General features: G+C 55.9%; 14 protein-coding genes and 1 tRNA gene. 9 read left to right on the top strand and 6 right to left on the bottom strand.

Annotated elements, in window-relative coordinates; all coding sequences use genetic code 11:
- Positions 1-109: 109 nt before the first annotated feature.
- From R5H23_RS02315 to R5H23_RS02300, 4 genes are all read right to left on the bottom strand, one after another.
- A tRNA-Ser gene (locus R5H23_RS02315) sits at positions 110-200 on the bottom strand.
- A gap of 40 nt (positions 201-240) precedes the next feature.
- On the bottom strand, positions 241-870 hold the full coding sequence (locus R5H23_RS02310; protein ID WP_317214182.1) for a phosphoribosylanthranilate isomerase: 630 nt from the start codon (positions 868-870) through the stop codon (positions 241-243).
- Positions 867-1,577 (bottom strand): orotidine-5'-phosphate decarboxylase, encoded by a 711-nt coding sequence (gene pyrF / locus R5H23_RS02305; protein ID WP_203548998.1) that lies wholly within the window; start codon positions 1,575-1,577, stop codon positions 867-869. The genes R5H23_RS02310 and pyrF overlap by 4 nt, the downstream gene beginning before the upstream one ends.
- Before the next feature lie 8 nt (positions 1,578-1,585).
- A complete protein-coding gene (locus R5H23_RS02300) occupies positions 1,586-1,918 on the bottom strand; it encodes a lipopolysaccharide assembly protein LapA domain-containing protein (RefSeq protein ID WP_086633227.1) in 333 nt (110 codons plus the stop codon).
- 520 nt (positions 1,919-2,438) lie between these two features.
- Between R5H23_RS02300 and R5H23_RS02295 the strand changes: the two genes are divergently transcribed.
- Genes R5H23_RS02295 through R5H23_RS02275 form a run of 5 tightly spaced genes read left to right on the top strand, consistent with a single transcriptional unit; the run spans position 2,439 to position 9,391 of the window.
- Positions 2,439-3,017 carry a protein-export chaperone SecB gene (locus tag R5H23_RS02295; RefSeq protein ID WP_052750078.1) on the top strand — a complete coding sequence of 193 codons (579 nt, stop codon included), beginning with the start codon at positions 2,439-2,441 and terminating at the stop codon, positions 3,015-3,017.
- 49 nt (positions 3,018-3,066) lie between these two features.
- A complete protein-coding gene (locus R5H23_RS02290; RefSeq protein WP_317214181.1) occupies positions 3,067-6,267 on the top strand; it encodes a glycosyltransferase in 3,201 nt (1,066 codons plus the stop codon).
- Positions 6,268-6,271: 4 nt separating this feature from the next.
- Positions 6,272-7,693 (top strand): M20/M25/M40 family metallo-hydrolase, encoded by a 1,422-nt coding sequence (locus R5H23_RS02285; RefSeq protein WP_317214180.1) that lies wholly within the window; start codon positions 6,272-6,274, stop codon positions 7,691-7,693.
- 1 nt (position 7,694) lies between these two features.
- A complete protein-coding gene (gene pdxA, locus R5H23_RS02280) occupies positions 7,695-8,693 on the top strand; it encodes a 4-hydroxythreonine-4-phosphate dehydrogenase PdxA (RefSeq protein ID WP_317214179.1) in 999 nt (332 codons plus the stop codon).
- The gene (locus R5H23_RS02275) at positions 8,690-9,391 is read left to right on the top strand and encodes a pyridoxine 5'-phosphate synthase (RefSeq protein WP_317214178.1); all 702 of its coding nucleotides are present in this window, start codon (positions 8,690-8,692) and stop codon (positions 9,389-9,391) included. Before pdxA ends, R5H23_RS02275 begins: the two co-directional genes overlap by 4 nt.
- A gap of 34 nt (positions 9,392-9,425) precedes the next feature.
- Here the strand turns inward: R5H23_RS02275 and R5H23_RS02270 are convergent, their stop codons facing one another.
- Complete coding sequence (locus R5H23_RS02270) at positions 9,426-10,025, bottom strand: hypothetical protein (RefSeq protein WP_046901697.1); 600 nt, start codon at positions 10,023-10,025, stop codon at positions 9,426-9,428.
- Between the two features lie 189 nt (positions 10,026-10,214).
- Here R5H23_RS02270 and R5H23_RS02265 point away from each other — a divergent pair, with 189 nt between their 5' ends.
- The gene (locus tag R5H23_RS02265) at positions 10,215-10,439 is read left to right on the top strand and encodes a DUF3126 family protein (protein ID WP_046901696.1); all 225 of its coding nucleotides are present in this window, start codon (positions 10,215-10,217) and stop codon (positions 10,437-10,439) included.
- A gap of 11 nt (positions 10,440-10,450) precedes the next feature.
- Here the strand turns inward: R5H23_RS02265 and R5H23_RS02260 are convergent, their stop codons facing one another.
- The gene (locus R5H23_RS02260; RefSeq protein ID WP_215767408.1) at positions 10,451-10,984 is read right to left on the bottom strand and encodes a DUF2939 domain-containing protein; all 534 of its coding nucleotides are present in this window, start codon (positions 10,982-10,984) and stop codon (positions 10,451-10,453) included.
- Positions 10,985-11,081: 97 nt separating this feature from the next.
- Between R5H23_RS02260 and R5H23_RS02255 the strand changes: the two genes are divergently transcribed.
- From R5H23_RS02255 to R5H23_RS02245, 3 genes are all read left to right on the top strand, one after another.
- Complete coding sequence (locus R5H23_RS02255; protein ID WP_317214177.1) at positions 11,082-11,855, top strand: HesA/MoeB/ThiF family protein; 774 nt, start codon at positions 11,082-11,084, stop codon at positions 11,853-11,855.
- On the top strand, positions 11,852-12,229 hold the full coding sequence (locus R5H23_RS02250; RefSeq protein WP_317214176.1) for a DsrE family protein: 378 nt from the start codon (positions 11,852-11,854) through the stop codon (positions 12,227-12,229). The genes R5H23_RS02255 and R5H23_RS02250 overlap by 4 nt, the downstream gene beginning before the upstream one ends.
- Before the next feature lie 79 nt (positions 12,230-12,308).
- Entirely contained in the window at positions 12,309-13,241 is a 933-nt protein-coding gene (locus tag R5H23_RS02245; RefSeq protein WP_317214175.1) for an SH3 domain-containing protein, read from the top strand.
- The last annotated feature ends 11 nt before the right edge of the window (positions 13,242-13,252 follow it).

Genomic DNA, 13,252 nt, shown 5'->3' with positions numbered 1-13,252 from the left:
TTTTTGTTCGTGGTTTGTTCTTGTTATTAATGGACACAAACCAGATGAACGAAAAGGGTAGAAGTGGCTACCCTTGGTCAATAAGGGTTACTAATGGTGAAGGTATCGTTGGCGGAGAGAGTGGGATTCGAACCCACGGTACGCTATTAACGTACACACGCTTTCCAAGCGTGCGCCTTAAGCCGCTCGGCCATCTCTCCTGTCGAGCGAGGTGGTGTTTACGAAAGGTCTGTTTGAAGATCAACCCCTTATGCGGGTTTTTTCGACGAATTGTTCAATTAATTTGTGAGATTTTTCACCCACGCGGCTTTCAACACCGGAAGACACATCAACAGCGGCCGCTGAACTGGCGTTAATAGCGTTTTGAACATTGGAAGGCGTCAGACCACCTGCCAGCATCCAACAGGCTGGAGCATTCCATTCCTGGGTCAGGGCCCAATCGAATGTGCGCCCCAGCCCGCCCGGACGGTCGTCTCCATCCTGCCGGGGGGCTTCAATGACATATCCGTCGACCTCGGCGCGAACAGGAAGATCCGAAGCAGACTTCACCCCGCGTGCCAACCAGACGGGAAGTCCAAATCGACTTCTGATCTCTTTTGCACGCTCAACTGAATCGTAAATCTGCAAAACATTGAGCGGCACTGTTTGCAGAGTGTGCTCAATTGTTTTGTCATCGGCTTTGACGAACAACCCGACACGAGAGGGCGTAAGACCGCCTGACACACTCTCATGCAGCCGGCGGGCCTGTTCCGGCAAAACGTATCGCGGTGATGCCGGATGAAAGACGAAGCCAACCCAGTCTACGCCTAAACTGGCGCAAAGCTGCATGGTCGCGACATCTCGCACACCGCAGATTTTAACTTTCGTCATACGCTCGCAAGCTCAGCCATAATAGCTGCCGCAGCTTTTGCAGGATTGGGCGAGCGCGTGATCGGGCGACCTACAACAATCCAGTCCGCTCCTGCTTTTGCTGCCTGAGTGGGCGTCATGATGCGCTTCTGGTCATTGGAGGCGCTACCCTCTGGCCGAATGCCGGGAACAACCAAAACCGGGTCATCGCCCAAAGCGTCTCGCAAAAGAGCAATCTCATGTGCTGAGCATACAAGGCCATCCGCACCGGCACGAATGGCCAGTTTGCCAAGACGCAGAACCTGTTCCCGTGGCGTAGCCTCAACGCCGGTTTCTCTAAGTCCAGCTTCATCCATGCTCGTCAGAACAGTTACGGCTAGCAGTTTGGGGCGCTTTTCGTCATTCGGAAAAGCCTGTTCCAAGGCTTCGCGGGACCGTGAGATCATCTCGGTGCCCCCACAGGCGTGAATTGTCGTCAGGGCAGGGCGCAATGGCGCCAATGCAGACAGTCCCGAAGCTACAGTATTGGGAATATCATGCAGTTTGAGGTCCAGAAACAACTCATGCCCGGCAGACACGGACTTCACGGCATCCAGACCACAGGCATACGTAAATTCGAGGCCAAGCTTGATGGCGTCAACAGCATGCCCAAGACTTGAAGACCACTCTTCTGCCTGCGTTCGACTATTTGTATCAAAAGCGGCAATCAGCCGGGTGCGCTTGGTCATGGGTGAAGTCAGATCCGGTTTTCAGGTGAGGACACTGTTGTCGTGGCAGCAACAGGCGGTGTCTGGAGGCGATCAAGGCGCTGGTGCAGCTCAACAAGCTGGCTTTCCAGAGTGCGGACGTGCGCTTCAGAGCGACGAGCTCGGGAGCGTTGACGAAATTCACCCACCCAGCCCGTGAGAAACCCGAAGATCAGCCCCACGACACCGATGCCCAGCGCGAGCGTACCCACGGACAGATGCCAGCCAAAAGAAATCAGCCAGATCGGCTCAAGATCCGTGTTGCTCAGGGCGAATACGATCAGTACGGCCAGAAAGATTACAATAAAAAGAAGTCTCAGCATAGGAATGTCCTATTCGTGCTGCCCGTGAGGCAAGAACCGCACCACGGGAGGATTGATTTCCTGTCAGCACTCATGATGTGCTTGCGTCTGGAACATAACCAAGCACCGATGCTGACGTTCCTTTAAGGCGATAACATTCTCAGCGCCTCACTGAAAGGGAGAGCTGTGTCCGAAGTCATCCCCCTCCGCCCGACACTTCCAAAAGCTGATCTTCTCTGGGCTGTCATTGCTTCACAGGGAAAGCGCAAAGTCGTCGCAGATATTCATCTATCCCAGAAGGCCGCTGAGGCCGACTGCCAGTGGCGCATGGCTCAGGTCAGGACCTACTCGCGATTTCTTATCAGTGAGCAGCAACCACCGCCTGTGTATCACATAGAGCGCATACGCCGGGCCGAATTACCCAAAAGATGGGCGCCGTTGCCAGCTTTGGGAATGCTACGTGGCAGGTTCATTTGAGATCAGCAGAAAGTGTTGCCGGGTAGCCAAAATGCCGCCCTCATGACACAAGACTATTTCAGACATGTTGCTGCGCTTTCAGACGACTACGCAGGACACCGTGCATAGCTTACAAGGTAAGGTCAGGATGAACGATCACGATCACGCAGACACACTTCAGGGCGCTTCGGGCGTTTCTGCAAGCCCGGCTGCTGCCCCTACACTCGTCCTTGGCTCTCAATACCTTCGCACACTGTCCATCGACGTACAGAATACGCCTGACATCTATCGCGATATTTCAGGCGAGCCCCATATCGGCATGACAGTCGACGTGACAGCCCGACAGCTTCCGGGAGGGCACCCGAATTTCGAAGTCACGCTGGTGATCCGTGCTCAGGGCCTGGACGCCCCGCAGTCCGCCACACACAATGCCCGTACGCTTTATGAACTTCAGATCGCTTATGCGGGTCTCTTTGCGCTTTCCGGTCTGGTCACACAGGCAGATGTCGAACCTCTGCTGCTGGTCAATGCTCCTGGGTATCTGTTCCCGTCCGCAAGAATGATCCTGCTTAATACGATCCGGGAAGCAGGCTTCCCTGTGGGCAATATCCAACCGATCAACTTCCATGATCTCTGGCAAAGCCGCCGCACTCAACAGAACTGAAATACTGCTGGCACTGAAGTAAGAGTTTCGCGCAGAGGAAACGGTCCGCATGAGCCTGAAAGACTACATCCTAGCTTCCCCGGCTTTTTCCGGTAGCCGTCCCCCCGTGTGGGGACGCTTTGACGCGGAGTGGTACCGGACACGCTATGCTCACGTTCTGCGCGAAGAAAAGCTTCTGAGCGATGACGGTCTGCCGCTGAACCTCAGCAATGAGGCGATGGAAACTCACTGGCTTGAAAAAGGCGCCAGCAAAGGCCTTTCACCGAACCGGTTCTTTGATGAAGAATGGTATCTCCGTCAAAATCCGGACGTTCGAGACGGGATCAGTTACGGCGTCTTCAGCTGTGGCTTTCTGCACTATTGTGAAAGTGGCTTTCGCAGCCGCTCGCCGCACTGGCTGTTTTCAGAAACGGACTACTTTAGCCGCAATCCAGACGTCAGTTTGCCTGTCCTGATCTCTCAGGGGTTCAGCAACGGGTATGATCATTACCTGACCGACGGCGAACACGAGCACAGACAGGCACATCCCTTTTTTGAAACCTCCGTCTTCCGGATGGCGAGCCTGAGTCGAGGCTTGTCATACGATTACGGAAAGGGAGACTTTCGGCAGTTCCTGATGTCATCTGAAGCAGGTCTGTGCCGTAGTTCCTGGTATTTCGACCCGGAGTGGTATCTCGCTACATATCCCGATGTCGCAAAAGCAGTAGAGCAGGGCCTCTTTCTCAACGCTCTTCATCACTACCTGACAAACTCAAATCCCGTCGCGTACAGTCCGAACCAATGGTTCAGCGAAGCGCACTATGCTCAGCTGTATCCAGATGTCGCCGCGATCGTAGCGGACGGTGGCTTCCGGAACGGGTACGAGCATTTCATCCGGTTTGGCGCACGTGAAATGCGTGTCCCGCAAACGGGGGTAGATCTCCAGGCGTTTGCTCACCACCCTGGCGTTCAACGAAAACTCAGGGAACGGCATTTCAGAGATATTTTTGCGCTCTGGGTGCAATCACAGAGCGCTCTGGGTGTAGAAGAAGACATCCCGGATGCCACCGCACAGCAGTACCAGAATCTGGACCTACGACGCGCCGAAACACTTATTCCGTCCATCGTCAGAGCTCCCCTCGATTTCCGCCTTATTCGCCCGGCGGAAGTCAGTGTCATCATCCCGGTGGCTAACCAGTTTCTGGACACGCTTTCCAGTCTGGCAGCCCTGCATGCCAACGGCGCAGGCACTCTCGATGTCATTATCGTTGACGCCGGATCAACGGATGAGACGGCGCAGATCGAGCGTTTCGTCAAAGGGATCCGCGTTTTGCGTCCGTCGTTCCGCGCAAGCAGCAGCGAACAGGTCAATCTGGGCGTAGAAGCAGCGCGCGCTCCCATCGTGCTCCTAATAGAACCGGGAACGCAGCCCTTTCCGGGCACTATTAGAGCCGCGCTTCAGGCCTTTAAGACACCTGATATCTGGGCCGTTGGTGGACAGTCCCTCGGTCTCGATGGGCGCGTGCTGGAAGCTGGAACAGTCGTATGGCGTGATGCCTCTACGCTGCGCTTTGGCACCGGCGCCAAGGCAAACGAACCCACGATCGGGTTCTGCCGTCAGGTAGACGCCATTTCGGTTGGCATGCTGTTTTGTCGGCGGCAGAAACTCGCAGAATGCGGCAGCATTGATCAGAATTGCATCGGCTCGGAAGCACGACTGCTTTCCCTCTGCCTGGCCTTGCGTCAACATGGCGGAAAAATCGTTTATGACCCGTCGATCCTTGATCGAACCAGACCACCAACCGCACTTCCAGCCGATTTCCTGACACGCAATCAGAACTGGTTGCGGCGGCGCTTCTCGTCCCTTCTTTCCAGACACCCCATGCAGGGCAGTTCACTGTTCAAGGCACGTTTTGCATCTGGCGTGCCAACCGTTCTTTTTCTGTGCGACAGACTGCCACATCGCTCGCTAGGGTCTCCCCATCTACGACGGCAGGATCTTGTTCTCGCACTAAGCCAGAAGGGGCACCACGTTACGGTCTTTCCAATCGACGGAGACGTCACGGATACTGTAACGACCGCTCTGGATTTTCCGGCCGACATCGAAATCATGAACGACAGCGATATTACCGAGCTGTCTGACTTCCTGCGCGACCGCAGCGGATCTTTTGACATGATCTGGGTAAGTGGCAGCAGCGCGCTTCGACGTACCGCTACAGTTCTTCGCGCACATGCCGCTACCCTGCCTGAACTGAACATCGTTCTGGACCTGGATGGAACAGGCGCAGAAGAGACCTATCTTCGCAAACGGGTCGGGGCGGTTGATGATCGTGAGCAGATGCTCGATGACCTCGATCAGGAACTTGTAGATGCCTGGATGTGTCAGGTCCTGGTCACCAGCCATGAGGCGGAAGCAGACAGTCTCCGTCAACTTGGCTACGGCAATGTCCGGCAGTTGGACCAACTGCCAGTTACCTCTCTCGCGAGTACGCCGGGTTTCAGTGAACGTGCCGGCATTCTGTTTGCCTTACCCGTACTTGATGCTGGAAATGCAGTACATGACGGCCTGAACTGGTTCATGCTCGACGTTATTCAGAAACTTGAGGGACGGCTTCCGCCAGACGCAACAGTTCTTATCGCCGGACAGATAGGGGACGATGTCGATTTGACACCCTACACACGTGCCTCGCTTGTCGTGCCGTTACCATCCGTTGTGAATATGAGCGCTCTGTACCGTTCTCGCCGTATCCTGGTTGATCCATCACGCGTCATGAGTGCCTCTGCCAAGGAAATTCTTGAAGCCGCGGCGGCAGGCTTACCGGCAGTACTGACAGAAACAACACGAGCCCAGTTGAATTGGGAAGATGGGAAAGATTGCGTATCTGGCGGTTTCTGTGATCCTGACAGGTTTGCTGATGCAATCGTGCGCCTGTATCAGGATCAGGCTCTTTGGAACGAAATCAGCAATCAGTCTCGTCACGCAGTCTCCGAGGCGTCGAAAGCAATCCGCTTCGATCAGCAGCTCAATGCCATTCTGGCATTGGCAAGCGGCCAAGACGCTTTGCCGCCTCAAACTCATCCGCCACGCATGATCCGGCAAAACAAACCTGCAGGCCCCATTGCACCTGCTCCGATCCGGCTGCAACCCCGTAAAATATCTGACATCCCGACACCAGCGCCAATCCCTGATGACGAAGATCACGGTGACGTAGCGTCGGCAAAAACACTCGCCCCGCGCGTCGGAATTTCATTACCGCTTTCGGAACTTTGACCTAATGACGACCACTTCTCACACCTCCGCTCTGGATGCTGTCCTCTCACATATCGACGCGACGCTTGATGCCTCTGTCGAGCGGCTTTTCAGCCTCCTGAGAATTCCAAGCATCTCCACACAGCCATCACACGCTGCAGATTGCCGGAAAGCAGCGGAGTGGCTTCAGGCTGATATGGCAAATATGGGTCTCACCGCGGATATACGTGAAGTTCGCTGGGCCGCCCCCGGGCACCCGATGGTCGTGGCTCATGATACTACCCAGGCAGGCAAGCCGCATGTCCTGTTCTACGGCCATTATGACGTGCAGCCGACTGACCCGGAAAATCTCTGGAAGGCACCTCCCTTCGAACCAAGGCTTGTGGAAGAACCGTCTGGACGCAAGGTCATCGTGGCACGTGGGGCGAGCGATGATAAAGGTCAGGTAATGACCTTCCTTGAGGCTTGCCGGGCGTGGAAAACTGTCCACGGTTCCATCCCGGTGCAGGTTAGTGTTCTCCTGGAAGGCGAGGAAGAGTGCGGCGGAAGCAATCTCCTGCCATTCCTTCAGGAGAACGCTGTCGAGCTGAAGGCCGATGTCGCCCTGGTATGCGACACGTCGATGGCCGACCGACAGACCCCCGGCATTACGACCTCACTCCGAGGCATGATGGCGGAGGAAATCATCATCGAATGTGCCTCTCATGACCTGCATTCAGGCATCTATGGCAACGCCGCAGCCAATCCTATTGCCCTGTTGTGTCAGATTCTGGCTTCACTTCGCGATGCTGACGGACGTGTAACACTTCCTGGGTTCTACGACGGCATTCAGGACCCATCCCCAGAGACACGCGCACAATGGAAAACACTGTTTCCAGATGATGCAGCCTTGCTGGAAGAAGCTGGACTATCCGTCGCGGCCGGGGAAAAGGGCTATACCGCCATTGAGCAGACCTGGTGCCGCCCAAGTTGCGAAATTAACGGTATTTCTGGCGGATACGAAGGCGAGGGCTTCAAGACAGTCCTTCCCGCAAAAGCAATGGCGAAAGTGTCCTTCCGGCTTGTGCCGGGGCAGGACCCGGACAAAATCCGCGAAGCCTTCCGCGCGCATGTGAATGCTGCCCTGCCAGCAGACGCCAAGGTTACATTTACGGCGCATGGCGGCTCACCAGGCTTTGAAGTCTCCCGTGACAGTCGCTTTCTTGCTCCCACACTGAAAGCTCTAACTGACGAATGGGGCATCCCTGCAGCTACGATCGGCTGCGGTGGGTCCATCCCAGTGGCTGGCGAAGTACGGGACGCGTTAGGACTGGATGCGCTCATGGTCGGCTTTGCACAGTCTGATGACCGCATTCACTCTCCCAATGAGCAATATGGCCTAGACTCTTTCCACAAAGGTGTGAGGTCCTGGGCGCGTATCATCGCTTCCCTCGCAGACGCAGGCTGACATGAACGCTCCGATTGCCCTGACCCTCGGTGATCCGGCTGGGATAGGGCCGGAGCTGGCCGCCCTGGCTTGGACGGCCCTGCGAGAAACGGGGCCAACTTTCTTCTGGCTTGGTGACCCAGCGCTTCTCAACGACGCGATACCCTTCAAGCTGATTGAAAGGCCGGAAGATGCTCAAGACGTGTTTTCCGATGCCTTGCCTGTTGTACCAGTTGAATGTTTGGCTCCCGTCGTCCCTGGAAAGCCGGATTCACGAAATGCCGCCGCAGTCATTGCGAGCATTGAACAGGCCGTACGATATGTTCAGAGCGGGCAGGCGGCAGGCCTCACGACCAACCCGATTGCCAAGCATATTCTGGCCTCAGCAGGATTTTCCTTTCCTGGGCACACAGAATTTCTGGCAGCGCTCTGTCATTGCGATGGGCAGGAAGTCATGATGCTGGCATCCCCTCATCTGAGGGTTGTGCCTGTGACGATCCATGTGTCTCTGCGCCAGGCAATCGAGAGCCTGACCACCGAGCGGATTGTTGCGGTCACGCTCGCCACGCACAAGGCTTTACAGAGTGACTTTGGTATCACTCAGCCGCGCCTGGCGATCGCTGGCCTAAACCCCCATGCTGGCGAAGAGGGCATGATGGGCACGGAAGAAAAAACCATCATCGGCCCAGCTATAGCCATATTGAAGTCCCAAGGACTGACCGTAATGGGTCCGTTCCCACCAGACACAATGTTCAGCGCAACAGCGAGGCCGGGCTATGACGCAGCGATCTGTATGTATCATGATCAGGCGCTTATTCCCCTGAAAACGCTTGATATGGCTGAGGGCGTGAACGTCACCATTGGCTTGCCGATTATCAGGACGTCTCCAGATCACGGCACTGCCTTCGATATTGCGGGCCCGGTAGGACGTTCAGACAGTCAGGTTGATCCATCCAGCCTTCTCGCAGCACTCAGACTGGCAGATTCCATGTCCCGTCATAAAAAGGGAGACAACCGATGATTCGTCTTGGTGTTAATATCGATCATGTTGCCACCCTGCGAAACGCCCGCGGCGATGCATACCCAGACCCTGTAGAAGCCGCAAAGCTTGCCCTTAAATGGGGAGGAGACGGCATTACAGCGCATCTTCGGGAAGATCGTCGACACATCCGTGATGCAGACATGCCGCGCCTCAAAGCACTCGCAGCACCGTTGAATTTCGAGATGGCAGCAACGCAGGAAATGGTTCGGATCGCTTGCCTGTTGAAGCCGCACGCATGCTGTCTGGTTCCGGAAAAACGTACGGAAGTGACGACAGAAGGCGGTCTGGACGTCGCAGGCCATCGCGAAGTGCTGGCCCCGCGGATTGCGCGCCTGAAAGACGCGGGTATCCGGGTCTCTCTGTTCATTGATCCGGATCAGCGCCAGATCGAAGCTTCGGCGGAGCTTGGCGCAGCGGTTGTGGAGCTTCACACAGGCGCTTATGCCCACAACAAGCCTGGAGAACTTGAGCGCCTTCAGCATGCTGCCGGAATCGTCACAGACTGCGGACTTGAACTCCATGCCGGTCACGGTCTGACTTATGACAACGTGACGTCTGTAGCCAAACTTCCAGGACTAGCTGAGCTGAATATTGGGCATTTCCTGATCAGCCAGGCTGTTTTCGATGGTCTCGGTCCAGCCGTTCGTAAAATGAAATATCTGATCAACTGCCCATAAAAAAAAGCCGGGATAAATCCCGGCTTTTTCGTTCTTACTTGGCTGGCTGAATAACCGACTGTGTTTTGTCATCGGTGAATTTCGGCACATATTTTCCGGACTGGTCGGAGTATGTGGCCGAGGTGCTCTGTGCCGGTGTTGCCGGTGGGTGGAAGGCCGAGACCGGACCGAATGGACCTGCATTTACGCGATGCATCGTCGACTCTCTCTGGCGGGCACAGCCACGGGTGATGATGGAGCATATACCGTCAGTGCCGATATATTCGTCGTCATTTCCCGTATAATGCACTTCGGAAACACGATCATGGTCCAGTCGAAGGACCATACGGCAAGTTGTGCCGCCGCCGCCAAAAGCAGACTGATAAATGCTGATAATGGACTGTGCAGGAATCAGACCTGAATCAGAAGAAATGGTAGGTGTGCTCTGCGTACCATCATACTGCCAGATCTCTGTCGTATCGTTCAGCTTCTTCGTGCTTCCCGGGAGACCAGCGCAGGCCTGGAGATCGTAGCCGGTCATGCCGACCATCTCGAACTGGGCCTTATGAGCGTTACGGGAATCAAAATAACCGCATCCGGAAAGAGCTGCCGTTGTGGCGAGAGCTCCGAGTGTACGGAAGAGGAAGGGGCGCATTCTGTCTCCTTTGCGCGGGGTCAGGATGGACTGCCCTAAACCAATCCGGACAGGACCGAATGGACAGGGCAAAATAGAAAGAGCCCGATTTCTACAACACGAAACCCATTCAGGGTAGGGGAGACGGGTTCCTTTAAGGGTAACGATGAGCTACAGGGCAAGACCTTGCCAAACACAGGAGTGCCACTCATGGCCGATATGACCCTTTCCGAAGTGACACGCCTTCAAACGACGCTGCAGCGTCTTCTGGGATCGCCGAAGCTCGCAGTCGTTAAGCCTGCACGTAAGGGAATGAGTGTTGAACTCGCCGTTTCAGGCGAAGTTATCGGCACGGTTCATCGTGACGAAGATGAAGGCGAAGTCTCATACGCCATTCACATCACAGTTCTTGAGGAAGATCTTCCTCCGGCCTGAACAGCCCTTATTTAGGGCCGAGGGGCAGACTGCGGTAATTCAAATCGCGTGATTTTCCAGCCCCAGTGCTCGAACTTCATGTGCAGAACGAACGGCGTCTGCCCGGGCTGGTCAACTTGTGCCTCAAATTTGTTCAGGCTTACGAAATGAGCATGCAGGCCACCAAGCACTGGCCAGCCCCCTCCCGAAGAATAACCGGAAGAACCTGCTGGCATCAGTTGATGCGCCGTTGACATGAGGGTCGTGGGAGAAAGCTCTGTATCGATGGCATTCGATATGGCATTGCCCGCAAATGAACTCCCAAAATCCGGAAGATCATCGTCTGACGCAGGGACGGGCGGTCTGAACTGCTCCTTGAGAGAATGCGTCAGGGAACTCCAGTCCACATGCGGAATCAATCTGGCGGGATTGTTGCCCTTCATGGCACGGTCTATGTCCCACAGCGCCAGAAACGGAGAAACAGCGTAAGCTGCCAGCACCGCACCGGCTGTAACACCCAGTCCCTGTCGGGCTCGGTATGATATTTTCCAGAAAGAATTTTTCACGCTCAAGCCTCCGCACAGGCCCTGAAAATCAGGGGAAGGTGGACATCCGTGAATCTAACGTCTTTCCGTCTGAAAAGTCAGCAATTATCTTGTACTGATGAACCTTGATTTTTCTGATGCCGAACTTGAGAGATATTCCCGTCATATTCTGCTTCCGCAGGTAGGCGCCACGGGGCAGGCTCGGGTCAGGCAGGCCTCGGTCCTGATTGTTGGGGCAGGAGGGCTAGGGGCTCCTCTGGCGCAGCAACTGGCCGCCTCGGGTGTCGGGCATATTGGCCTGATGGATCACGATCATCTGGAGCTGAGCAACCTTCAGCGTCAGGTTCTCTACACAACACAGGACATTGGTCGCCCTAAAGCTGAAGCTGGCGCAGAACGGCTTGCAGCGCTCAATCCGTTATCTCGCGTCACGGCGTACTGCACCCGTGCAACAGCAGAGACGCTGGACGAGCTTGTTCCGCACTACGACCTCATTTGCGACGGCACTGACAATTTTGAGACACGCCTTGCTGTCTCAGATGCCTGCGTAAAATATGGCCGAACACTTGTCTCTGGCGCCGTTCAGGGATTTTCCGGGCAATTGGCCGTTTTCAGACCTCAGACTGGCGGCCCCTGCTATCGCTGCCTCTTCCCCGAAGCCGCCCAGACCGAGGCCCCGACATGTGGCCAATCTGGAGTGCTCGGTGCGGCAACAGGCGTCATGGGGAGTTTGATGGCTGTTGAAGTAATGCGGGAGCTTATGCAGCTTGAAGGGCGGAATGAAACACGCCTCATGATCTGGGATGCTCTAGGCGCAACCATGCGGAGTTTTGCTCTGGCCCGGGATCCCTCCTGTCCAGTCCACACCGACAACGAAAGCACACCGGCGTGAAACCTCCTGTTTTTCTGACGCTGGCAGACGATTCCTGGCAACGCGCGCACTATGCTTTTATCGTCGCTGCTGGAATGCTCTCCCTGGGGCGTGCAGTTACAATTTTTGCTGGCGGCAAAAGTGTTCACGCACTGGCGAAAGACTGGTCAGGTCTCGCAGGCATTATTCCTGATGATGAACTCGCCGCTCGTGGTGTGCCGGGTTTCCGTGAGTTGCGGGACGCCTTGATCGAATTCGATGTGACACTGATGGCATGTGAAACAGGTTTGGCTCTCGCCGGCCTCAAACCAGATGCCCTTGTCGAAACCGTTTCTGTCCGGGGTATCGTAACCTTTCTGGAGCAGGCGGGAGACCGCCCGATCACAGCACTATGAGTTTCCACATACGGACAATTCGGAAGTTTTGTGATTTGGTGACTTGCCGAAACCCTTCACCCTTGGCAGGGATGCGGTCATGAGAACGCTTGTCACCCCTCTGTCCCGAACACTGCGCTGCCGTCAGTTTCTGCTGGCTGTCACGACTGGCACAGCTTTGCTGGCCATTCACCCCGCAGAAGCGCGCCATCACAAGCATGAGCACACGGCTAAAGCCGACGCCACTGCCGCTGCCAAGACGGCCCATGCGAAAAAGAAATCGGCAAAAGCCAAAAATGATAGTGCAGGGGCCGTCAAAACGACTCATCACGCATCGCATCACGGTTCGGGCAAGCATATCGCGCCTGTAGCGGCGGCCGGAGGCGGGGCGGCAGCAGCCGCTGCGGCCGCGAGCCAGCCTGCAACCGCAGCGGCAACGCCAGATGTTCCGCCCACGGACCCGACCGATAAAGGGAGCAACACAGGGCTGCCTCTCCCCAGATACGCAGCCCTGCGTGCAGACAAGGTCTATATGCGGCGTGGCCCGGGCGATCGCTATCCCATCGACTGGGTTTATCATCGCCGTGGTCTCCCTGTTCAGATTGAGCGTGAATTCGATGTCTGGCGACTTGTCGAAGACTCCGACGGCCAGAAGGGATGGGTCCATCAGGCAACGCTGTACGGCAGCCGAACTTTCGTCATTCCGGGCTTGCCGCCTGAAGGCGTGAAAGCTCAGACGGGAGAGGCTTCCGCCAAGGACGGAGACCACATTGGCCGCGCAGATGCACGCGTTCTGGGTCACGTCGAGACGCAGGATGAAGCCCGCGCGCATAAAAGTGATGTTCTCCTCATGAGCCATCCGGAGGAAGACAGTAGCGTGGTTGCTGTCCTCCAGCCGGGAACCGTGGGCAACATCAAAGCCTGCCCACAAAGTTCTCAATGGTGCCACGTGGTCGTCAAAGGCTACGAGGGATGGCTGCCACGTCGTCTGTTCTGGGGACTTCTCCCAGGAGAGACGATTCAATCCAACTGATTTTTCTTGCG

This window comes from Gluconobacter sp. GP1 (assembly GCF_032913585.1).
GTDB classification, from domain to species: Bacteria; Pseudomonadota; Alphaproteobacteria; order Acetobacterales; family Acetobacteraceae; genus Gluconobacter; species Gluconobacter cerinus.
This window is presented reverse-complemented; position numbering and strand designations above follow the sequence as displayed.